General features: G+C 55.3%; 25 protein-coding genes. 14 read left to right on the top strand and 11 right to left on the bottom strand.

Annotation, left to right across the window (positions count from 1 at the left end; all coding sequences use genetic code 11):
* The first annotated feature begins 85 nt into the window (after window positions 1-85).
* The gene (gene ydcK, locus L462_RS16625) at window positions 86-1066 is read left to right on the top strand and encodes a YdcK family protein (protein ID WP_032679681.1); all 981 of its coding nucleotides are present in this window, start codon (window positions 86-88) and stop codon (window positions 1064-1066) included.
* On the opposite strand, the gene rimL is transcribed toward ydcK, so the two are convergent.
* The 4 genes from rimL to L462_RS16645 all read right to left on the bottom strand — a co-directional run bounded on the left by rimL (window position 1061) and on the right by L462_RS16645 (window position 5508).
* Window positions 1061-1609 (bottom strand): 50S ribosomal protein L7/L12-serine acetyltransferase, encoded by a 549-nt coding sequence (gene rimL / locus L462_RS16630; RefSeq protein ID WP_032678131.1) that lies wholly within the window; start codon window positions 1607-1609, stop codon window positions 1061-1063. The two genes, ydcK and rimL, sit on opposite strands and share 6 nt — an antisense overlap.
* 47 nt (window positions 1610-1656) lie before the next feature.
* Complete coding sequence (locus L462_RS16635; RefSeq protein ID WP_032678130.1) at window positions 1657-3312, bottom strand: glucan biosynthesis protein D; 1656 nt, start codon at window positions 3310-3312, stop codon at window positions 1657-1659.
* Window positions 3313-3554: 242 nt separating this feature from the next.
* Window positions 3555-4328 (bottom strand): transporter substrate-binding domain-containing protein, encoded by a 774-nt coding sequence (locus tag L462_RS16640; protein WP_025204230.1) that lies wholly within the window; start codon window positions 4326-4328, stop codon window positions 3555-3557.
* Window positions 4329-4338: 10 nt separating this feature from the next.
* Window positions 4339-5508, bottom strand: coding sequence for a pyridoxal phosphate-dependent aminotransferase (locus tag L462_RS16645; protein WP_014170012.1), 1170 nt, complete (start codon window positions 5506-5508; stop codon window positions 4339-4341).
* 113 nt (window positions 5509-5621) lie between these two features.
* Here L462_RS16645 and L462_RS16650 point away from each other — a divergent pair, with 113 nt between their 5' ends.
* A complete protein-coding gene (locus tag L462_RS16650; protein WP_032678129.1) occupies window positions 5622-6479 on the top strand; it encodes a LysR family transcriptional regulator in 858 nt (285 codons plus the stop codon).
* On the opposite strand, the gene L462_RS16655 is transcribed toward L462_RS16650, so the two are convergent.
* Window positions 6451-7956 (bottom strand): carboxylesterase/lipase family protein, encoded by a 1506-nt coding sequence (locus L462_RS16655; RefSeq protein ID WP_032678128.1) that lies wholly within the window; start codon window positions 7954-7956, stop codon window positions 6451-6453. The genes L462_RS16650 and L462_RS16655 overlap by 29 nt on opposite strands.
* 42 nt (window positions 7957-7998) lie before the next feature.
* Window positions 7999-9342, bottom strand: a complete 1344-nt coding sequence (locus tag L462_RS16660; RefSeq protein ID WP_032678127.1) for a 2-oxoadipate dioxygenase/decarboxylase HglS — start codon at window positions 9340-9342, stop codon at window positions 7999-8001.
* 644 nt (window positions 9343-9986) lie between these two features.
* Here L462_RS16660 and L462_RS16665 point away from each other — a divergent pair.
* The 8 genes from L462_RS16665 (at window position 9987) to L462_RS16700 (ending at window position 16516) form a co-directional block, all read left to right on the top strand.
* Entirely contained in the window at window positions 9987-10166 is a 180-nt protein-coding gene (locus tag L462_RS16665; RefSeq protein WP_020884187.1) for a con-10 family general stress protein, read from the top strand.
* A gap of 91 nt (window positions 10167-10257) precedes the next feature.
* Window positions 10258-10752 carry a YciE/YciF ferroxidase family protein gene (locus L462_RS16670; protein WP_020884188.1) on the top strand — a complete coding sequence of 165 codons (495 nt, stop codon included), beginning with the start codon at window positions 10258-10260 and terminating at the stop codon, window positions 10750-10752.
* Window positions 10753-10775: 23 nt separating this feature from the next.
* Window positions 10776-10979, top strand: coding sequence for a hypothetical protein (locus tag L462_RS16675; protein WP_020884189.1), 204 nt, complete (start codon window positions 10776-10778; stop codon window positions 10977-10979).
* Between the two features lie 25 nt (window positions 10980-11004).
* Window positions 11005-11511, top strand: a complete 507-nt coding sequence (locus L462_RS16680) for a ferritin-like domain-containing protein (RefSeq protein ID WP_014170004.1) — start codon at window positions 11005-11007, stop codon at window positions 11509-11511.
* A 16-nt stretch (window positions 11512-11527) separates the two neighbouring features.
* Window positions 11528-12400 carry a manganese catalase family protein gene (locus L462_RS16685; RefSeq protein ID WP_020884190.1) on the top strand — a complete coding sequence of 291 codons (873 nt, stop codon included), beginning with the start codon at window positions 11528-11530 and terminating at the stop codon, window positions 12398-12400.
* Between the two features lie 68 nt (window positions 12401-12468).
* On the top strand, window positions 12469-13872 hold the full coding sequence (locus L462_RS16690; protein ID WP_020884191.1) for a cytochrome ubiquinol oxidase subunit I: 1404 nt from the start codon (window positions 12469-12471) through the stop codon (window positions 13870-13872).
* Window positions 13872-14882 (top strand): cytochrome d ubiquinol oxidase subunit II, encoded by a 1011-nt coding sequence (gene cydB, locus L462_RS16695; protein ID WP_032678126.1) that lies wholly within the window; start codon window positions 13872-13874, stop codon window positions 14880-14882. The genes L462_RS16690 and cydB overlap by 1 nt, the downstream gene beginning before the upstream one ends.
* A gap of 8 nt (window positions 14883-14890) precedes the next feature.
* Window positions 14891-16516, top strand: a complete 1626-nt coding sequence (locus L462_RS16700) for an alpha-amylase family protein (RefSeq protein WP_032678125.1) — start codon at window positions 14891-14893, stop codon at window positions 16514-16516.
* On the opposite strand, the gene L462_RS16705 is transcribed toward L462_RS16700, so the two are convergent.
* Genes L462_RS16705 through L462_RS16720 form a run of 4 tightly spaced genes read right to left on the bottom strand, consistent with a single transcriptional unit; the run spans window position 16517 to window position 19010 of the window.
* Window positions 16517-17503 carry an SDR family oxidoreductase gene (locus L462_RS16705; RefSeq protein WP_025204235.1) on the bottom strand — a complete coding sequence of 329 codons (987 nt, stop codon included), beginning with the start codon at window positions 17501-17503 and terminating at the stop codon, window positions 16517-16519.
* 17 nt (window positions 17504-17520) lie between these two features.
* The gene (locus tag L462_RS16710) at window positions 17521-18039 is read right to left on the bottom strand and encodes a 2-oxo-tetronate isomerase (protein ID WP_014169998.1); all 519 of its coding nucleotides are present in this window, start codon (window positions 18037-18039) and stop codon (window positions 17521-17523) included.
* Window positions 18040-18050: 11 nt separating this feature from the next.
* Window positions 18051-18497: a DUF421 domain-containing protein gene (locus L462_RS16715; RefSeq protein ID WP_020884195.1), complete on the bottom strand. Its 447-nt coding sequence runs from the start codon at window positions 18495-18497 to the stop codon at window positions 18051-18053.
* Between the two features lie 9 nt (window positions 18498-18506).
* Window positions 18507-19010, bottom strand: coding sequence for a hypothetical protein (locus L462_RS16720; RefSeq protein ID WP_032678124.1), 504 nt, complete (start codon window positions 19008-19010; stop codon window positions 18507-18509).
* Between the two features lie 138 nt (window positions 19011-19148).
* Here L462_RS16720 and L462_RS16725 point away from each other — a divergent pair, with 138 nt between their 5' ends.
* The 4 genes from L462_RS16725 (at window position 19149) to L462_RS16740 (ending at window position 24261) form a co-directional block, all read left to right on the top strand.
* Window positions 19149-19538, top strand: coding sequence for a YdeI family stress tolerance OB fold protein (locus L462_RS16725; RefSeq protein WP_020884197.1), 390 nt, complete (start codon window positions 19149-19151; stop codon window positions 19536-19538).
* A gap of 64 nt (window positions 19539-19602) precedes the next feature.
* Complete coding sequence (locus tag L462_RS16730) at window positions 19603-20487, top strand: SDR family oxidoreductase (protein WP_032678123.1); 885 nt, start codon at window positions 19603-19605, stop codon at window positions 20485-20487.
* A gap of 186 nt (window positions 20488-20673) precedes the next feature.
* Window positions 20674-21597, top strand: a complete 924-nt coding sequence (locus L462_RS16735) for a LysR substrate-binding domain-containing protein (RefSeq protein ID WP_014169993.1) — start codon at window positions 20674-20676, stop codon at window positions 21595-21597.
* Window positions 21598-21879: 282 nt separating this feature from the next.
* The gene (locus tag L462_RS16740; RefSeq protein ID WP_032678122.1) at window positions 21880-24261 is read left to right on the top strand and encodes a glucose/quinate/shikimate family membrane-bound PQQ-dependent dehydrogenase; all 2382 of its coding nucleotides are present in this window, start codon (window positions 21880-21882) and stop codon (window positions 24259-24261) included.
* Between the two features lie 57 nt (window positions 24262-24318).
* Here the strand turns inward: L462_RS16740 and L462_RS16745 are convergent, their stop codons facing one another.
* The gene (locus tag L462_RS16745; protein WP_025204238.1) at window positions 24319-26010 is read right to left on the bottom strand and encodes a methyl-accepting chemotaxis protein; all 1692 of its coding nucleotides are present in this window, start codon (window positions 26008-26010) and stop codon (window positions 24319-24321) included.
* Window positions 26011-26166: the final 156 nt, after the last annotated feature.

Here is a 26166-nt window from a genome sequence, read left to right as displayed (position 1 = left end):
TAAGGGGTTTCCGCGACGGATGCCAGCACTACGAAACGCCGAAAGTTTGCTACGTTTAGTGGAGACGCTTACCCGAGACTCCATGATGAAAAAGTACAGGCTCAGCGAGAACACCCGCCTCTGGCAATGGAAAAACGGCGAGACAACGCACACGGCGTCGTTACGACAGATTATTGCCACGGCGAATTTTAACGACATCGTGAGCGGCACGAAAGGCGGCTGGGTTGAAGATGAGAGCGCCCTCGCGCACGAAGGCGACTGCTGGATCTACGATGAAAACAGCGTCGTCTTTGCCGGTGCGACGGTGTCCGGCAACGCGCGCCTTACCCTGCCTTGCATCGTCAGTCATGACGCGCAGATTGGCGACAACTGCTGGCTCGACGGCGCAGAGGTCAGTCACGGTGCGCGCATAAGTGACAACGTCACGATACAGCAATCCTGCGTGCGCGGCGAATGCCATATTTTCGGCGAGGCGCGGGTGCTTCATAACAGCGTGGTGATTGCTGCCAAAGGGCTTACGCCGGACCATGAGCAGATCCTGAAAATTTATGACAAGGCGACGGTGAGCCAGTCCCGCATTGTGCATCAGGCGCAAATCTACGGCGAGGCAATGGTTAATTATGCCTTCGTTGAACACCGGGCGGAAGTTTTCGACAGCGCCATCCTCGAAGGCAACGATCTCAATAACGTCTGGGTATGTGACTGCGCAAAAGTGTACGGTAACGCCCGCGTCATTGCCGGTTTTGACGACGATGCCATCCCTACCGTCCGCTACAGCTCTCAGGTGGCTGAAAACGCGGTGGTGGAAGGAAATTGTGTCATTAAACACCACGTCCTGATTGGCGGTCAGGCCTGGTTGCGCGGCGGCCCTATCCTGCTTGACGATAAGGTCGTGATCCAGGGGCGGGCGCGTATCAGCGGCGATGTGCTTATTGAGCATCGGGTTGAAATCACCGACGATGCGGTGATTGAGGCTTTTGCCGGTGAGAACATCCACCTGCGCGGCGAAAAGGTGATTAACGGCGACCAGCGCATCACCCGTACGCCTCTGTTGGGGGCGTTATAGCGGGTAAATTTTCCCGTAGATATTCACATCGTCAAAACGGCCATTCAGGAACTCTGCTTCCCGCAGGCACCCTTCCAGCGTAAAACCGTTGCGCAGGGCAACGTTGTTGCTGGGTTTATTCGCCACCCGACACTTAATGACAAAACGGCGGATCTCGCCTTGCTCGACGTAATAGCGCATAAACGCCTGCAGCGCCTGCGACAAAATGCCCTGTCCCTGATGCGCCTCGTCCAGCCAGTAACCGATGTATCCGGCTTTGTTGGCGGGTTCAATCGCATTAAACGACAGCACGCCGACCAGGTCCTCATCCTTGAAAATCAGAAACATTTTGGCGTAGCCGCGCTGGTGCAGCATCTGATTACTCAGCACATTACGACGGGTGTCATCTTCGGTGCCCACATGCTGCGCCCAGTCAAAGGCGGTTTGCAGCCAGGCTTTGTTTCTGATGACCATGTTGTGCAAATCGGCGGTATAGCGCTCTTCGACGGCGCGAAGCTCGAGATGGTCAGTCACCGGGATTATTTCAGATTCAGTGGCGGTCATGGTCCCTTCCCGTCACCCTCTCCCCGCCGGGGAGAGGGAATAAATGGTCAACGCATGATGCGATCGTCAACGTAGTTACGTTTGTCCGGCGCAAGCGGGAAATACTGATACAGCCAGGTCTCACTGATCGCATCTCCCTGACAGCGCAGGAACAGGCGCATGTCCACCGGTTCGGTTGAATCCGAGGTAGGATACCAGTCGAACAGAATGCGATAGCCGTCAAACGGCTCAACGTAGAGGATCTCAACCTGCTTCGCTTCACCGCTGGAGAGGGTAATGACCGGCTCAATGCCTTTTGGCGCGGCAGCTTTCAGATCGCCCCCGACGAAGTCGATAGCAAAGCGACGGGCCCACACTTTCGGGTAGTTTTCGCCCGGCGCCCAGCCTTCCGGGAACCCACCCATACCGGTGCGGGTCGCGAAGACATTCGCCAGTGGGGAACGGACCGGCGGCATGGCGCTCCAGTAAAGACGGTATTTAAAGTCCAGCTCATCGCCCGCTTTCACCGGTTTTTCTGGCTGCCAGAAGCAGACCACGTTATCCAGTGTTTCACCCGTTGTCGGGATCTCCATCAGGCCAACCGCACCTTTACCCCAGTCGTTACGCGGCTCCACCCAGAGGCCTGGGCGTTTGTTATACCAGCCCATGACATCCTGATAATGCGAGAAATCGCGATCGAGCTGGAGCAAGCCGAACCCTTTCGGGTTTTTGTCCACAAACGCATTGAACTGCAGCTTCTGCGGGTTGTTCAGCGGACGGCAAATCCACTCCCCGTTACCGCGCCACATGGCGAGACGGTCGGAGTCATGAATTTGCGGGTGGATGGTATCGCACATGCGGCGTTCGTTTGTACCGCAGCTGAACATACTGGTCATCGGCGCAATGCCGAGCTGTTTAATGTCTTTACGCGCATAGAGATGGTTTTCCACCTCCATGATCACCTGGCTCTTCTCGCAGTGGATCACGAACTTATACGCACCGGTGATGCTTGGGCTGTCCAGCAGCGTATAGACGGTGAAGGTAGTGTCGCCCGGTTTGACGGTTTCAAACCAGAACGCGGTGAAGTCTGGGAACTCTTCCGGCGTGTCGGTAAAGGTATCCACCGCCAGACCCCGCGCGGAAAGACCATACTGATAGGTATCATCAACCGCACGGAAATAGCTCGCCCCCAGGAATGAGACGATATCGCGACGCGCCAGTTCCGGTGCCTTGAAGGCACGGAAACCGGCAAACCCAAGATCGCTTTGCCCTTCCAGCTGCTTCGTATCAACACCGGTTTCACCGTAGCTGAACAGCTCAGGACGGAAGTGGATTTCGCGCGCCTGTGACGTTGACTGATCCAGCGAGAACATGCGCACGCGGCGACGGAAACCCATGCCCATATGGAAGAACTGCACATCCAGCTGACGGCCTTCAATGTTATTCCACAGTGACTGTTTTTCATCGTAACGGATGGCGTTATAGGCCTGCGGCGTCATGGTCGCCAGCGTGTCCGGTAACGGTCGCGGTGCTCCGCCCCATGGGGTTTTCGCCAGGTCATGGGCCATGGATTGCAGTACGGAGAAGTCAAAACGACGGCTCTGACCGTCAGCAATGTCAGAGTCAGCAGCGTAAGCCGCTTTGGAAAACAGGGAAGCAAGGCCAGTTGTGCCGCTCAGGGCTGCCATTGCCAGCGAGCCTTTTAGAAAACGTCTGCGATTCATGCCTGGAAAAACGTCCTTATGGTCGTGTGAATGTGTTTCGCACTCGGCGAAATGACGGCAAGAAAGAACGCACAGCCTAAACAAAAATGGTTAAGAATCCAATTGTTGGGCGGCGATTATCTGTACAAAGTGCGAAATATTTTCTGTCGACCAGAACGACCCGAAAAAGGTGTAAAGAAAGGTATAAAGACGTGTATAAAAATGCCCCGGCTGGACATCGTCAGTCGGGGCAAATGAGGCGGTTATTTTACGCTGACATCGATACCTGGGAAGTACTTATCAGCGAGTTTAGCGATCGTGCCATCGGCACGCACTTTATCAATTGCGGCATCAAGTTGCTTTTTGGTGGCCTCGTCCCCTTTACGCAACCCAAAGCCGATCCCACTGCCGAGGATAGTGTCGTCCGACACCGGTTTGCCGATAAAGCCAAACCCTTTCCCCTGCGGCTTGCTGAGGAAACCTGCCTGCCCGGCCGCGGACATGACCAGCGAGGCGTCGATACGGCCATTCAGCAGATCGCCCCAGGCCATATTCTGATCTTTATAAGACACCACGGTGACACCCTGCTTTTCCCAGTGCTCTTTCGCATAGGTTTCCTGAATGGAGCCCTGCAGGACACCGATGGTTTTGCCCTTAAGCCCCGCGGGCGTTGCCTCTACCGCGGTACCGGCCTTGCCAACGAGCTGCGATGGGATGCGGTAAATCGGCTGGGTAAAATCAATACTTTTACGTCGCTGTTCGGTGATGTTCATCGCCGAGTTAATGGCATCAAATTTCTTCGCCACCAGGCCCGGTATTAACGCATCAAAAGAGGTTTCAACCCAGGTGCATTTCAGCGCTGCGGCTTTGCAGATGGCATTGCCCAGCTCAACGTCAAACCCTTCCAGTTCGCCAGCAGCATTTCGGCTTTCAAACGGCGGATATTCCGCCTCCAGCCCGTACCGCAGTTCGGTAGCCGCGAATGACGAAAACGTACACAGCAATCCCATGCCGACAACTAACGCGCGTAATTTCATCTCCAACTCCTTAGCGTGGTTTAACCCGACACAGGGCCTGGGCACCTGCCCGTAACGTCGCCTCATCTTTCGCAAAAGAGAGACGAATCAATTTATTATCCGTACCATCCGCATAAAACGCCGACAGCGGAATGGTGGCCACTCCATACTCAACGATCAGCCGTTTCACCAGTTCACTGTCGCGCTCATCGCTAAACTGGCTGTAGTCGGCCAGCAGGAAAAACGAACCGGCGCTCGGCAAGAGTCTGAACGGTGATGCTTCCAGCAAACTTTGCAGCAGATCGCGTTTGCGCTGATAAAACGCCGCCAGCGACAGCCAGGTTTGCGGGTCAATCATGTGCTCTGCAAACGCATGCTGCATTGGCGTATCGGCAGAAAACATCAGAAATTGATGGACTTTACAAATCTCATCCATCAGTACCGCCGGAGCAACACAGTAACCCACGCGCCAGCCGGTCACGTGATAGGTTTTTCCGAAGGAAGAGATAATGACGCTCCGCTCCGCCAGTTGCGGATGTGTCGCCATACCGTGGTGCGGTTCACCATCAAAGACGACGTGTTCGTACACTTCGTCAGACAAAATAATGATATCGGTATTGCGGGTCACCGCCACCAGCTGCTGCAGGTCCTCTGCTGAGAAGACCTGCCCGCTCGGGTTGTGCGGGGTATTGATGATAATCATGCGCGTACGCGGGGTGATCGCCGCACGGACTTCATCCCAGTTGACGGCAAAATCCGGCACCGTCAGTTTAATGGCAACCGGCGTGGCCCCCTGCAGGCGAACAATCGGGGCGTAACTGTCAAACGACGGTTCAAAGTAGATCACTTCGTCGCCCGGGTGCACCAGCCCGCTGATCGCCGAATAGAGTCCTTCGCTGGCACTGGCGGTGACCAGCACTTCGCTGGCCGGGTCATAGTGCGTGCCGTAGAGGGTGGCAATTTTATCCGCAATACGCTCTTTAAGCGGCTGCAGGCCGGTCATTGCCGCGTACTGGTTGTGCCCTGCCTCCATCGCCCGGGTCACCCCGGCGACCAGTTTGGGATCGCAGGAAAAATTGGGTGCACCCTGAGAAAGATTGATGGCGTTATGCCGGGCGGAGAGCTGGCCGATAACGGTAAAAATCGTGGTCCCCACATCGGGTAATTTGGAACGGGTGTGCACCGGAGTGTGTAACGTCATCCTCTTTCCTTTCTCATGATGAATGCATAACTATTCAAACAACAAGTCAGTTGTCGGGACAATCGAATTGTTGTCATAATAGCCATGAGAAAAACGCATACCTGAGGTGGTTAATGTCGCGCCGTTCGCTCCCGCTTAATGCCATCGACGCCTTTTTAGTCACCGCGCGTCATCTGAATCTGACCCATGCCGCAACAGAGCTCTGTCTGACGCAGGGAGCCGTAAGTCGCAAAATCGCCACCCTTGAAGCGTGGTTCGGCTTTCCGCTGTTCGAGCGCCATGCGCGCGGCCTGCGCCTCTCCCCACAGGGCAGCGCCCTGCTTCCGGAATTGCAATCCACTTTTGAAACGCTGCTGACCCTGGCCGATCGGGCCCGTACCCAGCAAACCGTGATCCGACTCAAAGCACCCACCTGCGCCATGCGCTGGCTGGTGCCTCGTCTGCTGGAGGTGGAGCGTGAGCAACCGGATCTGCAGATCGCATTGACCACTACCACCGACCATAACGTCAATTTCAAAACGGAATCTTACGACGCGGCCATTGTATTTGGCACCCATATGAGCGCGGGCGATCTGCTGTTTGAAGAGGCGTTAACGCCGGTAATGAGCCCCCTGCGAGCAGGTTGCGAACTGGGTGCGTTAACCTTCCTTCACCCGACACGGGATAAGACAGACTGGTCCTTGTGGCTGGCGAAGCAGGAAGGCCCGGGGGTTGTTATGCACAAAAATCAACACTTCGACACGATGGACCTTGCCATCACGGCCGCCATTCAGGGGCTGGGGGTGGCCATTGCTGACGAAACGCTGGTGGAAGAAGATGTCCGCGCCGGAAGGCTGGTGCGGCCTTTTGAGAGCAGCATTAAAACGGGTGCGAGCTACAGACTGGTTCTGCGCGAATCGCCTGGCCAGGAAAATGGGCTGGCGGCGTTTCGCGCCTGCCTGCTCAGTCGAGGCTCACATGGTGTTTCATGACGCGCTTAAAGAGGCTCATTCGCGCGCGCATAAAGCGGTTTTCAAGCCTGAAACCTGCATGTTTATTCACGCCAATACGTAGCAGCACGTCCCTTCCTTTTCGACAGGCCGGCCAGTGCGTCGGGCCAGGAAGACTTTCCCGGTGACCGGCGTCACGCGCAAAGCTCACCCAATAATCTGCAACCTGCGCAGCGAATTGCCGGTCTCGCGCATTAACGTAGTGGCAGGAAGGCTCAATCTCACCAAGGGTATCAAACACGTACGGCACCTCATTACCATGCCAGGCACCGTTGATATAGGTTGCGTGTTCTGCTTCCGCCACATAGTCGAACCAGTAACGCCAGCACAAGCCGCCCACGCGCTGCTGGGCCTGCATCACCACATATCCCATGGTGGTAAAAGCCATATCCCGGCACACCTGCCTGCCAAGCTCCACATCCCCTTTCACACCCGGATAGAGCAGTTTGATCAGCCCCAGTCCAAAGCGACGTTCACGGCGAAGCTTCTGGATCTGACCGGCGAGATCGATACCAAATACCGCCATCACGCTGGCTTCGTCACTGTTCGACCCAATCATCACCGGAACAGGATGCTGACGCGCGGCAAAGAACACATCGAGCATTGATTCCGGCAGAACACAGTCTCCGACGATGGGGGCCGGGGCGATGTTCAGCGGCGCGGCCAGCGGCCAGAACGCTTCGGGGGGAATGGCACGTAACTGTTCTGCTGACGCCTCCTCAAGGCCGAAATGCGCCGCCAGCGCTTCCCCTTTTTGCAGGGCCTGTTCCCGTGGCGTATCCGGCAGGGTGTATCCGCTTTGCACAATCGCCTTGTGGAAGAGTCCCTTCGCCAGCGGAGACGCCAGCAGCGACAGCACGCTGCGCGCGCCGGCGGATTCGCCAAACAGGGTGACGTTGTCAGGATCGCCACCGAAAGCGGCAATATTCTCCCGAACCCATTCAAGGGCGGCAATCTGATCCAGCAGCGCAAAGTTATGCACCACCCGGTCTTCTTCTCCCTCCAGCGCGGGATGGGCAAAAAAGCCAAGGTGACCAAGACGGTAATTGATCGTCACAACCACCACGCCGCGCGTTGCCAGCGCCTTACCGTTATAGGGCGGCAGGCCACCCGCGCCAATGGTAAACCCCCCGCCGTGTAGCCAGACCATGACGGGAAGCGGCGCCGGGCGCTCGACGGGTGACCAGACGTTAAGATACAGACAATCTTCTGAGAACCGGCCGGGATCGCCGCCGCCTAACGCCTGGCAATACTCACTGTTCTGCCAGCTTGAGGGCGAAAAAGCGGTGGCCAGACGCAGCCCCTCCCAGCGTTCAGGCGGCCGTGGCGAACGCCAGCGCCAGTTGCCAACGGGAGGCGCCGCATAGGGAATACCACACCAGAGATGTACGTTTTCATCTGTTAAACCAGACAGTGCGCCCTGGCGCGTTTCAATCACAGGGGCGGAGGGATTTTGCATAACAACCTTCTGTTTCCATCACACCCCAGAAGAGTAACGATTTCAGAGCAAACCGCAACGCTGTTTGCTGCGGATTTCAGCCTCCTGATAGAGCATGAACTCATCGTACACCGGGCAACCCAGCGCCGCTTCGAACGCGTCGCGACTGGCGTTACCGTGGCTACGCGCCTGGGTTTCATTGCCCAGATTCGACTGGAAAATCCCTGCGGCACTGACCGGGAGGAAATCTTCATAGGTGATCGGCTGAGCGACAACCCACCCGCGCTCAATTAACGGCTGTGGATCGTCTCCCGGACGAAACGCATGACGATGCGCTTCCCCGGATGGCGTCAGGCGATAGCGGAAATAGGCCAGCTCCTGACGGCGCATCAACAATTCACTGTCCGGGAAGGCGCTGAAGATCTCGCGCAAATGGAGCTGGTGCGTCATGTTATCTTTACCGGTACCGGCCTCTGCAAGCAGGCTGTCATAAAGCGCACGACCTTTTGGCGTCAACGCCACGCCGCGCTGTTCAATTTCGCCAAAGCGCGCGGTATGCGTTCCTGTATGCTCCCCGGCAAACAGCACCGGCTCTTCCAGCGCTTTAAAGCTGGTCTGGCGCAGTAATACGGGAACCTCGCGGCGCGGTGGCCCTTCAATCAGAGTTTTGGGTTCAATCCCGTACTTCGGCATCAGCTCCTGCACCCGGTCAATATCCAGCGTACGTGGCGTGAGGTGGTTGATATGGCACCCCGGGAAACAGACCACATCCGCAATCAGTCGGTGCTCGTTATGCAATGCCAGATAGGTCTCCTGGTCGACCGTCGCATGGCGATGCCAGCGGAAGGTTTCTAACGCCTCCTGTACAAACGCCTGCGCCTGCGCATCCGTAAAGTGCCCTTCTGCCTCATGCAGCGCGATAAGCTCCAGACAACGCGGGGTAAAGATATTGCGGTGAGACAGGATCTCCGCGGCACGCTCACGCAGGACGACGTTGTCAATCAGTTCGAGGCGCAGCAGCGAGGTAAAGATACGAAACGGATTTCGGCACAGCGCCGCATCATCGACCGGGCGGAACGCCGTGGAGTGGACGGGCACGCCCGCCTGAGAGAGGTCATAATAGCTGACCGGGTACATCCCCATAATGGCAAACATACGACGCAAGGTCGAAAGCTCTTGCGCGGTACCCACGCGGATCGCCCCATGACGCTCCACATTCAGGCGCGCCAGTTCATCCGCGTTCGCCAGTTGTTCATGTAATAGTGGGTTATTTTCCAGAACCGCCAGGTTTACGTCCGCAACCAGGTCGAGCAAGGTGCCGTACTGCGGAACTTCCTGCTGGTACATCGCCGACATAGCCTGCGAAAAGTGTTCCCGAATATCATCAGCCGTGATGGTGTTCGCCATGATGTCATGCCTCCAGTGAATATTACCTGGAGTGTAGAGAAACCCGTTCCCTCTGGGGGGAAGAATTTCCGATTTGTGATCTTAAGACAGGAGTGGTTAAAGCGTGTGCTGGCCTGCCCTGACACCCATATGACCTGGCAGATTCACCTTCTCTAAATGTAGATTCACCTTCTCTAAATAAAGCGTTTTCTGATCAAACTGTATTATTAATAACCTCATCGCTTAACCATTAAGAGGTAATAAATAGCATTATCTTAAGAGGTAATATCTCATTAAAAACAAATATCAGTGGCATATATCTTATTTCGTTAACGCAACAAGCGGATTTCCAATATTTCTCCTTAAGATTAATCTGTAATTTTTAGACTGCCGCACGCGCTTCAGGCATAAACAATGCAAGAAAAACAGTTATCCCCTGCGGCTCGCGGATTAACCCCATGAAGACAGGCAGTTAACCGCAAGCCATCCAGGATATATTCATATTAAACGAAGCGTTAACCATCAGAAATATCTCAGCAACGAAGCGATGGTTTACAAAACATATTTGACGAATATGAAACACCGACTAAAGTTATTATTCGAACGACGAGTGATACGGAATATTTTCGTATCTTAACTGACATAACCAATATATGAGGTTTAATATGGCAGAGCATCGTGGTGGTTCCGGTAATTTCGCACAAGACCGTGAAAAAGCATCAGAAGCTGGACGTAAAGGTGGCCAGCACAGCGGCGGTAATTTTAAAAACGATCCGCAACGCGCATCTGAAGCAGGTAAGAAAGGAGGAGAAAACAGCCACGGTGGTGGCCGTAAAAACTCCTGATCTGATGTAAATCTTTTTTATTTAAAACAGAGAGCATGCTGCGGGCCTCCAGGCTCGCAGTACCCCTTCTTTATTTTACCGGAGCGTAATGATGAATATGAAAAGTGTCGAAGATGTGTTTATTCACCTCCTGTCCGATACCTACAGCGCTGAGAAGCAGCTGACCCGCGCGCTCGGCAAACTGGCTCGTGCTGCCTCCAGTGAAAAACTGAGCGCAGCCTTTAGTGCACACCTTGAAGAGACGCAGGGACAGATTGAGCGTATCGACCAGATTATCGAGCAAGAATCTGGCCTTAAGCTCAAGCGTATGAAGTGCGTAGCAATGGAAGGCCTGATTGAAGAGGCCAATGAGGTCATCGAGAGCACCGAGAAAAATGAGGTGCGTGACGCCGCATTAATTGCCGCAGCACAAAAAGTGGAGCATTACGAAATTGCCAGTTACGGTACCCTCGCCACATTAGCAGAACAACTGGGCTATAAAAAAGCCGTTAAACTTCTGGCCGAAACGCTGGAAGAAGAGAAAGAAACCGATCTTAAACTTACCGACCTGGCCGTAGGCAATATTAACCAAAAAGCGCAAAAATGACGCTATAGCAAAGGTTAAATAAAATGAGCATCAGTCCCAGGACTATTAAACGGTGCCATTTAACGGCAGCAATAATATGGTTCATACTCGCTATCCCTTCCGTTTTATGGTGGAAGAGCAGCGTGCTATGGGTCATTATCATCAGTATCTACGCCAATATTGTCGGCCATTTATCTGGCTACAGTGCTGCGCGTGCCGATCAGGCTGCTGAGAGTGAGACCAAATAAGCGACACCATAATGAGGACATTATAATGAATCACGTAGAACACTACCATGACTGGCTACGCGATGCCCATGCGATGGAAAAGCAAGCCGAATCTATGCTGGAATCCATGGCCAGCCGTATTGATAATTATCCCGATGTTCGCGCCAGAATTGAGCAGCATATTAGTGAAACAAAGCGACAAATTACCTTACTGGAAGAGATCCTCGACCGTAATGATATTTCTCGTTCGGTTTTAAAAGATTCGATGAGTAAAATGGCGGCGCTCGGACAGTCCATTGGCGGGATGTTCCCCTCTGATGAGATCGTCAAAGGGTCTATCAGCGGCTATGTTTTCGAACAGTTTGAAATAGCCTGCTACACCTCCCTGCTGGCCGCGGCCAAAAAAGCGGGCGACATGGCTTCCGTGCCCGCCATCGAGAGTATCCTGGCGGAAGAGCGCGAGATGGCCGACTGGCTGATTCGCCACATTCCACAGACCACCGAACAGTTCCTGCTGCGTTCAGACGCATCCGGTGTCGAAGCAAAAAAATAACCTCAGGAGAGAAGACATGTTTCGACACGTCAAACAATTACAATATACGGTTCGGGTTGCCGAACCGAATCCCGGCCTTGCCAATTTATTACTGGAACAATTCGGCGGTCCTCAGGGCGAGCTGGCCGCCGCCTGCCGTTACTTTACTCAGGGGTTGAGTGATGACGACCCGGGTCGTAAAGATATGCTAATGGATATCGCGACCGAAGAGTTAAGCCACCTTGAAATTATCGGTACCCTGGTGGGTATGCTTAATAAAGGGGCTAAAGGCGCACTGGCGGAGGGCGTGGAAAATGAAGCCGAGCTGTATCGGTCCATGACCGAAAACGGTAACGACAGCCATATCACCTCCCTGCTTTACGGTGGCGGTACTCCGTTGACCAACTCCGCCGGGGTGCCATGGACGGCGGCTTATGTCGACACCATTGGCGAGCCGACCGCCGATCTGCGCTCAAATGTGGCTGCCGAGGCCCGAGCGAAGATCATCTATGAACGGCTGATTAACGTCACGGACGATCCGGGCGTGAAGGATGCGCTGGCGTTTCTGATGACGCGTGAGGCGGCGCATCAGCTCTCCTTTGAAAAGGCGCTTCAGTCCATTCGTAATAATTTCCCTCCGGGAAAACTGCCGCCAATCGAGGAATACACCAACAAGTACTACAATATGTCTGAAGGTGGAGAGGTTCGCGGAAGCTGGAACAGCGATAAACATTTCGACTACGTTGAATCCCCCCAACCTGCCGTTGACGGCGGTGACGGGAGTGCAAGCGTGACGCTGACGACCGAACAGGCCACGCTGGTCAAAGCGATGTCGGCCCGCACGAAGTCCGATCCACATTCCGACCCGCTGACCGGCGCCGAACTGGGTGCCGGGAAGAAAAAACCGTAACCGATTTTGCCAGGCAGCCCCGGACTGCCTGGCAATCCTCGTGCGCAACAGTTCCAGAGGTACGGACCATGTTCGAACTCGACGCATTTCACCTCGCCAGAATCCAGTTCGCTTTTACCGTCTCGTTTCATATTCTATTCCCGGCGATCACCATCGGTCTTGCCAGCTATCTGGTGGTGCTCGAAGGGATGTGGCTTCGCACCAAAAATGAGGTGTGGCGCTCGCTGTACCATTTCTGGCTAAAGATATTTGCCGTTAACTTCGGTATGGGGGTCGTTTCCGGTCTGGTCATGGCCTATCAGTTCGGCACTAACTGGAGCGGATTCTCACAGTTTGCCGGCAGTATTACCGGCCCCCTCCTGACCTATGAAGTCTTAACCGCCTTCTTCCTCGAAGCCGGATTTCTTGGCGTGATGTTGTTCGGCTGGAACAAGGTCGGCCCGGGCCTCCATTTTTTCTCGACCTGCATGGTCGCGCTGGGTACGCTGATGTCCACCTTCTGGATCCTCGCCTCCAACAGCTGGATGCACACGCCCCAGGGGTTCAGTATTCAGAACGGTCAGGTCATTCCGGAGGACTGGCTGGCCATCATTTTTAACCCCTCCTTCCCTTACCGTCTCATTCACATGGCTATCGCCGCGTTCCTGAGCAGCGCGCTGTTTGTGGGGGCGTCGGGCGCATGGCATCTGCTGCGCGGCAACGACACGCCCGCGATACGCACCATGTTTTCCATGGCGATGTGGATGGCCCTGCTGGTCGCGCCCATTCAGGCCGTCGTCGGTGATATGCATGGCCTGAATACCCTCGAACATCAGCCGGCCAAAATTGCCGCCATCGAAGGTCACTGGGAGAATCCGCCAGGCGAAGCGACACCGCTGCTGCTGTTTGGCCTGCCGGATATGGAGCAGGAGCGCACCCGCTACGCGCTGGAAATTCCTGCCCTTGGCAGTCTGATTTTGACCCACAGCCTGGATAAACAGGTCCCGGCACTGAAAGACTTCCCGAAAGAAGATCGCCCGAACTCACCGATTGTTTTCTGGTCATTCCGCATTATGGTCGGCATGGGTCTGCTGATGATCACGCTGGGTCTGGTCAGCGTCTGGCTACGCTATCGCCATCGACTCTACCAGTCGCGGCCCTTCCACTGGTTCGCGCTCTGCATGGGACCAGCGGGCCTACTGGCGCTGCTGGCCGGCTGGGTCACCACCGAAGTGGGTCGTCAGCCGTGGGTGGTGTATGGCTATCTGCGCACGATCGACGCGGTCTCGCTGCACAGCACGCTGCAGATGAGCATTAGCCTGCTGGCCTTCTTTGTGGTCTATTCGTCGGTGTTTGGCGTGGGCTACGTCTACCTGATTCGGCTTATCAAGAAAGGTCCGCAGCCCGTTGATACGTTGACGTCAAATACCTCGGGCACCCCTGCCCGTCCGCTGTCTGCCGCTGAGTCTGTTCCGGAACAGGAGAGAAACTGATGGGCGTCGATATCTCAGTTATCTGGTTTGCCATCATCGTGTTCGCCACGCTGATGTATATCATCATGGATGGCTTTGATTTGGGCATCGGGCTGCTCTTTAACTTCGTGGGCGATGCCAGAGAGCGTGACGTAATGGTCAACAGCGTGGCGCCGGTGTGGGACGGCAACGAGACCTGGCTGGTGCTCGGCGGTGCGGGGTTGTTCGGCGCGTTTCCGCTGGCCTATGCGGTGATTATCGATGCGCTGACCATCCCTCTTACCGCCATGTTAATTGGCCTTATCTTTCGCGGCGTGGCCTTTGAGTTCCGCTTTAAGGCAACGCCTTCGCACCGCAAATTCTGGGACTACGCCTTCGCCGGCGGCTCTTTGCTTGCCACCTTCAGCCAGGGGGTGGTGGTGGGAGCAGTGATTAACGGCTTTGACGTTGAGGGCCGGCGCTTTGTCGGCTCCGCCCTTGACTGGTTAACGCCCTTCAATCTTTTCTGCGGCATCGGGCTGGTAGTGGCCTACACCCTGCTCGGTACCACGTGGCTTATCATGAAAAGTGAAGGCGCGTTGCAAAACCGCATGCGTGAACTGACCCGGCACGTGCTGCTGGCGCTGGTGGTGGTGATCGCGGTGGTGAGTATCTGGACGCCGCTCGGCTGGCAGTACGTTGCCGACCGCTGGTTTACCTTCCCCAACTTCATCTGGTTCCTGCCGGTTCCCCTGCTGGTAGGCGTGTTTAGCCTGTGGATCTGGCGACTGACGCACAACCCGGCCAGCCACTCGCGTCCCTTCCTGTTGACCCTTGGGCTGATCTTCCTCGGATTTAGCGGTCTGGGCATTAGCCTGTGGCCTAACATTATTCCGCCGCGCATTACCCTGTGGGAGGCTGCGGCACCACCGGCCAGCCAGCTGTTTATGCTGGTCGGAACGTTACTGATTATTCCGGTGATTCTGGTGTACACCGCCTGGAGCTACTATGTTTTCCGGGGCAAAGTTTCCGACACGGAAGGTTATCACTGAGGTGAACTATGGCAGACTGGCATACCCGAGCCATTATTTATCAGATTGATACTGCACTCTTTTATGATTTAAACGGCGATGGCTGCGGGGACATCGCCGGGATTGGCGCAAAGCTGCGCTACATTCGCCGCATGGGGGCGACGGTTATCTGGATCACCCCTTTCTACCTCACCCCGTTTCTGGATGAAGGTTACGACGTCAGCGACCATCTGCAGGTTGATCCTCGCTTCGGAAAGCTGGCCGACATTATTGCCTTTATTGAACAGGCTCGGGAGCTGGGTATGCAGGTCATTATTGAGCTGTTGATTCAGCACACCTCGGACGCCCATCCCTGGTTTCAGCAGGCTCGCCGCAACCCAACTTCACCTTTTCGTGACTATTACATCTGGTCGGATAATAACGAGGACGATACCTCCCCGATGTTTCCCGGCGTGGAAGAGAGCGTCTGGACATGGGATGACGAGGCCGGGCAATACTACCGACATATGTTCTATCACCATGAGCCCGACCTGAATCTGACCTGCCCCGCGCTGCTCAACGAGATCGAAAATATTATCCTCTTCTGGCTCAAGCTCGGGGTGTCGGGATTTCGCCTTGATGCCGCAACGCACCTGACCGCGCAGGCAGGCGGCGGTGACGAGAAAAAGGGGTTATGGATCCTGGAGCATATGCGCCGCCTTATTGAAGCACGTAATCCGGAAGCGATCCTGCTCGGTGAGGTGGACGTCGACGTGGAGGCGTATAAAGACTATTTCGGCGAAAATAACCGTCTGAATCTGGTGCTGAATTTCTGGCTCAATAAGTATTTCTACGTCAGCCTTGCCAGGAAAAGCGCCCGACCGCTGCGCAATGCCATAAAGAAGATGATTGTCCCGCCTGACTCGTGCTGCTTTGCCAACTGGCTGCGCAACCACGATGAGTTGGATCTGGAAGGGATCGGTAAAAAAGAGAAACAGATTGTGGTCGACACCTTCGCCCCTGACGAAGAGATGAACGTCTACCAGCGCGGGATACGACGCCGTCTGGCACCGATGTTAAAGGGCGATCAAAAACGGCTGGCGTTCTGCCACGCGGTGCTCTTCTCACTCCCGGGCGTGCCGGTCATGCGCTACGGCGATGAGATTGGCATGGGTGATGATTTGACGCTGGACGAGCGCTATGCCGTGCGTACACCAATGCAGTGGGCGGGGTCAGAAGGCGGTGGCTTTTCAGCAGCGGATCCTGAGCGGTTTATCGCCCCGATCATCGATCGCGGTCCCTGGCGTTATCAGAAAATCAACGTGGCCGATTCCCTGCTGCACCGCAATTCCCTGCTGCACCGGATCATCGACATGGCCAATACGCGCTCTGAATTTCCGGAGATTGCTGTCGCACCGTTTCGTCTCATCAATATTGATGATGACGCGGTACTGGGCATTTATTACGAAGCCGAAGCGCGCAGTATCCTGACCTTCGTTAACTTTAGCGACAAGCCGGTCCAGTTTACCGCCCGCGGGATCCGTCACGCCACCTGGACCGCCTGCCTGGCGGATAAACGCTATGACGACGCGCTGATCTGTGGCAAAACCGTCCAGCTTACCCTCAGCGGCTACGGCTATCGCTGGTTCTGGACTAACCGTAGCGCGCTGCGCTGATTACCTTTTACGCCGGGTCATCAGCCGCGTCAGCACAACGCCCGCCACCGCGAGGGAGCCTAACAGGACTTTCCCGGGCACACCTGACGTGATCGCCGTGGCGCGGTTTTTCGCTTCCGGGGTAAAACGCCCATGGATTTTGTGCAGGTCGTTGACCGGCTGGTCGAGATAATCCTGGCGATCCCGGTCATTCAGATCGTCAGTCATCTGACCTTCCCAGGCCTTCTTCACCATCAGCCGGTCCAGGAAACCCGGAAAGAGGAATTGTCCGACGATCGACTGAATGGTGCTGCTGCCCACCCACAGTTCGCGCACCGGTTTTTGCGCGACCTTAAAAATCGCGCTCGCGGCAACTTCAGGCTCAAACACTGGCGGAACCGGACGCATAGCCCAGGCGAATTTGTTTCTTGCCCAGTCAAACTGCGGTGTATTCAGCCCCGGCATCTGCACCATTGAAAGCTGCACCCGGCTGTTCTCATGCATCAGTTCCGTGCGCACCGCATCGGTGAATCCCCGAATCGCCGCTTTGGCGCCGCAGTAGGCCGATTGTAACGGGATCGAGCGGTAGGCCAGCGCGGACCCGACCTGAATAATCACGCCGCGATCGCGTGGCACCATCAATTCCAGCGCGGCGCGGGTTCCGTTTACGAAGCCAAGATAGGTCACGTCAGTGACGCGGCGAAATTCATCCGGCGTCAGGGTACGAAACGGTGCCAGCACCGCACCCATCGCATTGTTAACCCACACATCAATTGCGCCGAGGCGATATTCAATCTCGTTTGCCGCGTCCACCACCGCCTGGCTGTCGGCGACATCCGCCTGTACCGCACAGGCTTTGACGCCAAATCGCGTTAACTCCTCCTGGGTCGAGTGCAGGCTTGTCTCATCGCGGGCAATAATGCCCACATCGTAGCCTGCCTTTGCGAAGTGCAGCGCCGTTGCCTTTCCCACACCCGCCGTACCGCCGGTAATGACAATCACAGCCATAGAACCTCCGCGTTAATTTACTCGTTATCCCAGCCGGATAATCTGGTCACTAATTCAGACAATGAATACTGCACCGCCTTCTCTACCACATCCTGGCAGTCGCCGGAAAACAGGACGGTACGGGTTTCCGTGTGTCCGCGAAGGTTCCAGGCGAAGCAAACGGTCCCTGCCGCCGTGCCATCGTCGCCCCCTTCTGGCCCGGCATAACCACTGATGGCAATACTGACATCCGCCTGGGCAATTTCCAGGATCCGGGCGGCCATTTCGGTCACCGTCTGTTCACTTACGGCCGTATACCGTTCAAGGGTCTCAGGACGCACGCCCAGAATGCGCTCTTTTGCGCCGTCACTGAACACGACCAGGCCGACATCATAAAATTCGGCCGTGTTCTCTTCGGCACAAAGGGCGACGGAGAGTTTTCCGCCGGTGCAGGATTCTGCCGTGGTTAAGCGAAGCCCTAAGTCTGTCAATTTGCTCGCCACTTTTTTGGTCAGTTCGGCGACGGTATAATTGTTATCATGGTGAAGGTTGCTCATTTCGTGGCCTCTTACTTCTCAAAAGGAATGATTGAAATATGTCCATTGCGCTCAAGAATGGCATATTTAATTTCACTCAGCTGCGTAACACCATTATTCTGGCGTGCCGATACCAGAATATCATCACAGGAAACGTCGACTTTTTTGAGTTTATCTGCTAACGGCACGCCGTTCTCAACCAATATCACCGGAGTGCCATCAAGAATATTTTCTACCGGTGAGAAATATTTTTTCATTATCCCAAAGATAATATCCACTACCACCAGCGTGGTAATGGTAATCATTGCGCCGGTGACCGAAAAATCTTCCCCGAGCAGCGCCTGTTGCGTCGCCTCACTGATAATTAACAGGAGAATCAGATCAAAGCTGGTCATCTGCAGCAAAGCGCGCCGTCCGGCAACTTTAAATACCACGACGAGGAACAGGTAAATAGCCAGCGCACGAAAGACCATATCCATATCAGCCTCCTACGGGTAAATAAATTGCCAGAAAGGGATTTCCGGCTCGTTGTTTATGCGAACGACATTGTCCCATTTACCTGCGCGTGCAGGGGTCGTGAAAAGTAAGACAGAGAAGTTGTCGGACATTTTCAGGTTGTTATACACAAAAAAGAGCGTATTCCCGCGACTGAACATGCTGTCCGGTTGCGGCCAAACGCTTCCTGGCTCGTAAACATCGTTGCTCTCGCTGGTCACACTCAGGGTGTATTTCCCTTCTGTTCTGACCGGGAATGAAAGGTGGATCTTCGACTCCGTCTGGCGTCGGCCAAAGCGCTCGTAGTTGATGGTCAGCGACTTTGCCGAGTTTGTTCTTTGCGTATCACTCACCACTCCGCTTGAAAAGAAGCCCGCTATCGCCGCAACGATAATGGCCAGCAGGACAATAAAACCCACCTGACGAAATCCATATTCAAACGTCAGCAATCGGTAATTCTCATCTATCCCAGGTAACTTATCACTTTGACGCTTCATGGCGGCTATCACCGTTTCGCTTATTAACCGATATTTTTGATTTCAAAAGCGAATGTTTTTAAGACTTATCACATTTGCCACATAAAGGAATAGCAACAATACTTAATAAGTCAAGACACACAAAATGAAGGATATCAGATGAAATTATCGCTTATTTCCGCTTTTTTGATATTTCTGGTACCGGCCGCATGGGCAGATAATAACGGCGGGTTACAAAAAGGTGAAGCACCGCCACCGCCGCACGCACTGGATAGCGGTTATCGTGGAACCGATGACGCACGAATTATGACCATCGATCATGCAAAAGAAATGCATGATGGTGCGACTATTTCATTACGCGGAAACCTTATTGACGGTAGCGGCGATAAGTTTGTATTCCAGGATAAAACCGGAAAAATAGACGTTATTATTCCCCAGGCAGTATTCGACGGCAGAACAGTTAAACCCGATCAGATGATCAGTATCAACGGATCGCTTGATAAGAAATCATCGCCGCCTGTCGTGCGCGTCGATCATTTGCAGAAATAATTCAGCGAAGCGTTAACGCTGCAACTATCCATCAAATCTCACCCCTTGGCTTAAGGAGTCAGCTATGAGTGATACTACACAACGTCAGAACGCTTACCCGCAACCCCCTTTCCCGGAGCAACCGCAAACGCCGCCGGGACTGGCATCAGAAATGCAACCCGTACCCGACCACGGGGAAACGAGCTATAAAGGGCATGGCCGCCTTGCCGGCAAGAAAGCATTGATCACCGGAGGTGACTCCGGTATTGGTCGCGCAGTCGCGATCGCTTACGCCCGTGAAGGGGCTGACGTCGCAATTAACTATCTGCCTGAAGAAGAGAAAGACGCGGTTGACGTCATTGAACTTATCAAAGCGGAAGGACGCATTGCCGTCGCGCTGCCGGGTGACATTCGGGATGAGACGTTCTGCCAGAAGCTGGTAGAAGAGGCGGTGGCCAAACTGGGGGGACTGGACATTCTGGTGAATAACGCCGGTCGTCAGCAATACCGGGAATCCCTTGAAGAGCTCACCACGGAAGATTTTGACGCGACCTTTAAAACCAATGTCTATGCGCCTTTCTGGATAACCAAAGCGGCGCTGCGCCATCTGAAACCGTCGGCCTCTATCATTAATACTTCCTCGGTCCAGGCGGTTAAGCCCAGCCCTGTGCTGCTGGATTATGCCCAGACAAAAGCCTGTCTGGCGGTATTCACCAAATCCTTAGCGAAACAGCTTGGTCCAAAAGGAATACGCGTCAACGCGGTTGCCCCGGGTCCTTACTGGACGGTGCTGCAATCCAGCGGCGGCCAGCCGATGGAAAAAGTGAAAGAGTTTGGTGGTGATACCCCGCTGGGGCGTCCGGGTCAACCTGTTGAAATCGCACCGCTCTATGTCACGCTGGCCTCGGATGAATGTTCATTTACCTCCGGTCAGGTATGGTGCTCTGACGGCGGTGATGGCGTGATTTAACCCGGCTATACACTGACGTAACGCTCTCAATGTGCACGAAAAGAACAAGGACGTTCTTCCTCTCCCCCCTGCCAAAAAACATGTTGTAACTCAAACAGATCAAATGTTAAAAATATTTTGCTATCAAGTTATCAAAATTAAACAACTTAGCTTGTCACCCGCATCGCTCTGTTTTTAACATCGCCTATGGAAAAAAATGGTCTGTTCAGTCAGCGCATACGCTTGCGCCATTTGCATACATTTGTGGCCGTCGCTCAACAGGGAACGCTGGGGCGAGCGGCTGAAACTCTCAACCTAAGCCAGCCTGCGCTCTCCAAAACGCTGAACGAGCTGGAACAACTCACCGGAACCCGTCTCTTCGACCGCGGTCGGCTGGGGGCACAACTCACCCTCGTGGGTGAACAATTCCTGACGCACGCCGTCAAGGTTCTCGATGCGCTGAATACTGCCGGACAGTCGCTCAACCGCAAAGAGGAGCACGCCACGGAGATTGTGCGCGTGGGTGCCCTGCCAACGGCGGCGCTCGGCATTCTGCCTCCGGTCATTGGACAGTTCCACAAACATCAGCGGCATACCACTATTCAGGTTGCCACCATGAATAACACCATGCTGCTCGCCGGGCTAAAATCCGGCGAACTGGATCTCGGTATCGGGCGCATGTCCGACCCCGAGCTTATGGGCGGGCTTAACTACGAACTGTTGTTCCTGGAATCCCTGAAGCTGGTCGTGCGACCCGGTCACCCCCTTCTGCAGGATACGGTGACGTTAAGCCGCGTGATGGAGTGGCCGGTGGTAGTATCCCCAAAAGGCACCGTTCCGCGTCAGAACGCCGAGACACTGCTGCAGATGCAGGGCTGCTCACTGCCTTCAGGTTGCATCGAAACGCTGTCAGCCTCGCTTTCGCGCCAGCTTACGGTGGATTATGATTACGTCTGGTTCGTTCCCTCCGGCGCGGTGAAAGATGATCTCCGCCAGGGCACGCTTACCGCACTGCCGGTGACGTCGCCAGGTGCGGGCGAACCTATCGGTATATTAACCCGCGTGGATACCCCGCTCTCCCCGGGTGCGCAGACGCTGCTCAGCGCCATCCGCAAATCCATGCCTGCCTGAGACGCCTTTACAACCTCAACCACTAACCCGTCCTGTCGACGGGTTTTTTGTTTCTGTGGTCAAAAAATGCGAAATCATCCATTAACAATTGCGTAAAACAATTTAACAGTTTTATCATAGCTGCGAATTCACCAAATGGTTCGCATGCTATTTGTTAAACAGGAATTCAACCGCAAATTATGCGGATAAACCGTATAAAACCTCATCCCTCTCCGCGATTATTACCCAATTGGTACATATTCGGCACCGTTCCGCAACGCGGGGGATTTAAAGGAGACAGAAATGGCATTTGGCAGCGCGCCACGTGGGATACCCCGTATCCTGCAGTGGCTCCTTGCCGGACTGATGACGCTCATCGGTCTGGCTGTTGGCGGCTTAGGTTTAAAGCTTGTTACCGTAGGCGGAAGTGGGTACTTCCTGATCATGGGCGTGGCGATGGTGATTGCCGCCGTCCTGATTTTCATCAACCGCACCAGCGGGATCGTCCTCTATGGCATCGCGTTTATCGCCTCGCTGTTCTGGGCCGTCAGCGATGCCGGATGGGATTTCTGGCCGCTCTTCTCGCGCCTCTTTACGTTTGCCGTGCTGGCCTTCCTCTGTGCCATCGTCTGGCCGTTTATGCGCGCCGCAAACCACAACGCCCCGAACAAAGCACCGGCATTTGGCGTCGCGGCCGTTCTGGCGGTCGTGATGCTGGTGAGCCTCGGCTGGATGTTCAAGCCGCAAACGCTGGTGGCGGCGAATGAGCCGGTACCGGTAAAACCGGTCGCACCGGGTCAGGAGCAGAAAAACTGGGCGCACTGGGGCAATACCACCCACGGTGACCGCTTCGCCGCCCTCGATCAAATTAACAAACAAAACGTGAATGATCTGAAGGTGGCCTGGGTTGCCCACACGGGGGATATTCCTCAGAGCAACGGCTCCGGTGCGGAAGATCAGAACACCCCATTGCAAATTGGCGACACGCTGTATGTCTGTACGCCGTACAGTAAAGTCCTGGCGCTGGACGTCGACTCCGGTAAAGAGAAATGGCGTTACGACGCGAAAGCCTCGGCACCGAACTGGCAGCGTTGCCGCGGTCTGGGCTATTTTGAAGATCACAGCAGCGTGACAACGTCACAGGCAGATGCACAGCCTGCGGCCTGCCCTCGTCGTCTGTTCCTGCCGACCACCGATGCGCGACTGATTGCTATCAATGCGGATAATGGCAAAGTCTGTGAAGACTTTGGCGATCGTGGCACCGTTGACCTGAGCATCGGGATGGGGGAAATCAAACCGGGTTACTATCAGCAGACCTCCACGCCGCTGGTCGCGGGGAATGTGGTGGTGGTCGGCGGTCGTATCGCGGATAACTTCTCCACCGGTGAACCGCCGGGCGTCGTGCGTGCGTATGACGTTCATACCGGCAAGCTGGCATGGGCATGGGATCCGGGTAATCCGCAGCTGACCGGCCTCCCACCGGAAGGACAGACCTATACACGCGGCACGCCAAACGTCTGGTCTGCCATGTCTTACGATGCAAAACTGAACCTGATCTATCTGCCAACCGGCAACGCCACGCCAGATTTCTGGGCAGGTGAGCGTACGGCGCTGGATGACAAGTACAGCTCCTCCATCGTGGCGGTGGACGCCGCCACCGGTCAGGTGCGCTGGCATTTCCAGACCACCCACCACGACCTGTGGGACTTTGATCTCCCTTCCCAGCCGCTGCTGTACGATTTACCCGACGGTAAAGGTGGCACCACGCCGGTGCTGGTGCAGACCAGCAAACAGGGCATGATCTTTATGCTCAACCGCGAAACCGGCAAGCCCGTGGCGAAAGTGGAAGAGCGCCCGGTACCGGCCGGTAACGTTGAAGGTGAACGTTACTCCCCGACCCAACCGTACTCTGTTGGCATGCCGATGATTGGCAACCAGACGCTGACCGAATCGGATATGTGGGGGGCGACGCCAGTAGACCTGCTGCTGTGCCGCATTCAGTTTAAAGAGATGCGTCACCAGGGCGTCTTCACCCCACCGGGTCTCGACCGTTCCCTGCAGTTCCCGGGCTCCCTCGGCGGGATGAACTGGGGCAGCGTCTCAATCGACCCGAACAACAGCCTGATGTTCGTTAACGATATGCGCCTGGGACTGGCAAACTACATGGTACCGCGTGCCAACGTGGCGAAAAACGCCAGCGGCATTGAGATGGGTATTGTGCCTATGGACGGTACACCGTTCGGGGCTATGCGTGAACGCTTCCTGTCGCCGTTGGGCATTCCGTGTCAGAAGCCACCGTTTGGCACCATGTCAGCCGTTGACCTGAAATCAGGCAAGCTGGTGTGGCAGGTTCCGGTCGGTACGGTGGAAGATACTGGCCCGCTTGGCATTCGCATGCATATGCCGATCCCAATCGGTATGCCGACCCTGGGCGCGTCCCTCGCTACCCAGTCCGGTCTGCTGTTCTTTGCCGGCACCCAGGATTTCTACCTGCGCGCGTTTGATACCGCCACCGGAAAAGAGATCTGGAAAGACCGTCTGCCGGTCGGTAGCCAGTCCGGACCGATGACCTATATTTCACCGAAAACCGGTAAACAGTACATCATCATCAACGCGGGGGGTGCCCGTCAGTCGCCGGATCGCGGTGATTACGTGATTGCCTACGCGCTGCCGGATAAGCAGTAACGCCATAAAAAAGGGACCTGACGGTCCCTTTTTTTTCACCCGTTTACCCCGGACGACTCAGAACGTTTCCCAGTTATCACCCGACACCGCAGGCGCAGGACGTAAAGGTGCGTTTTTCACCGCTGGCGCAGACGAGACTGAACGGCCAGGCTTTGCGCCACTCAGACGAAATGCCCCGACTGCCTCGGTCAGACGCGCGCCCTGTTCTTCCAGGGAGGCCGCCGCCGCAGAGGCTTCCTCCACCAGCGAGGCGTTCTGCTGCGTCACTTTGTCCATCTCCGAAATTGCCTGGCTGACCTGCTCGATACCGCGGCTCTGTTCGTCGGAGGCGGCGGCAATTTCCAGCATAATATCGGTGACGCGTTTCACCGCATCGACGATGTCGTTCATGGTGTTGCCCGCGGCGACCACTTCACCGGAACCCTGATCGATCAGGGAAACCGACTCGTTGATCAGGCTTTCAATCTCTTTCGCGGCATTTGCACTTCGGCTCGCCAGGGTACGCACTTCGCTCGCCACCACCGCAAAGCCGCGTCCTTGTTCACCCGCACGCGCTGCTTCTACTGCCGCATTGAGCGCCAGGATATTGGTCTGGAACGCAATGCTGTTAATCACCGCAGTAATTTCAGAGATCTTCTTCGAACTGGTGGAGATATTGCTCATCGTTTTCACCACGCCGGAGACCATCTGGCCGCCACGGCTGGCTTTACCGGAGGCATCTTCCGCCAGCTTGCTGGCATGGTGCGCGTTATCGGCATTCTGTTTCACCGTCGCGGTCAGCTGTTCCATACTTGCGGCAGTCTGCTCAATGGCGGCCGCCTGCTGTTCGGTACGGGATGAGAGATCGGTGTTGCCAGCCGAGATTTCACTGGTTCCGCGATAGATCTCTTCCGCCCCCTGGCGTACGGTGCCAACCGTGGTCTCCAGCGAGTGCTGCATGGTTTGCAGGTCGCGCGTCAGCCGGCCAATTTCGCTGCGCCCGGCGACATCATCCGGCATCGTCAGGTCGCCTTTCGCAATGTTCTCGATTCGCGTAGCAGCACGCTGAAGCGGATTGATGACCGTGCGGCGCAGCACGATAAAGGTCAGCGCGGTCAACACCAGCGCCAGGGCAAACGCCCCGACCATGAACATCAGGCCCAGCTGCGTGCGGCTGTGCGCCTGCGCCGTCAGGGCATTGGCCCGGTCGGTACGGATCTTAATCGCCTTCAGCAGGACGGCGTTATAGGCGTCATCCAGCGGGCGCGCGGATTCGTTTTCATGGTTAATGATCGCTTCAAACATGCCGTTTTTGGCAAATTTCACCATCGGCTGAAGGCCCGCGATATAGGCGTCAAAGCGTGTTTTCAGTTCGGCATCCAGCGCTTCATCCTCCGCCGTACGAACGGGGCGGTTCATGTACGCATTAAAGCCATCCTGAGACTGCTTAATACGTTTTTCCGCCTCGCTGATGTTCTGCTTCATTGCATCCATCTCGGCGATACGGCTGGCCGCGCCAGCGTGGATCATATTGATACGCGCGGTGCGAAGATGGTTAGAACTGTTCGACAGCCCCATACGCACCTGAATTTCTGATGTGACATCCTGCTGATCGGCGTCTGCCTGCAGCAGGAAATAGCCCGCCAGACCTGAGCTCAAGGCGAACAGCAAAATAATGCCACCGAGAATGGAGGAAAACAGCGGAACCAGCCTGATATGATGCAAAAAGCTCAGCGTGCGCTGCGCCTGCATCGTTGTTGTGTTGTCCATGACCGTCGACTCTCTTGTAGGTAAGATGCGTAAAAACACGCCTGTAAAATAGTCATCGGCACGGCTGGAGATTAGCTTACGGCTAAAAGCGCAAGGCAGGTCACACTTTAGAGAAGATTATGCAGGAAACGCCAGCGGCAAAAAAACCGCTGGCAG

The organism is Enterobacter sp. BIDMC 26 (assembly GCF_000534435.1).
GTDB lineage: Bacteria > Pseudomonadota > Gammaproteobacteria > Enterobacterales > Enterobacteriaceae > Enterobacter > Enterobacter ludwigii.
This window is presented reverse-complemented; position numbering and strand designations above follow the sequence as displayed.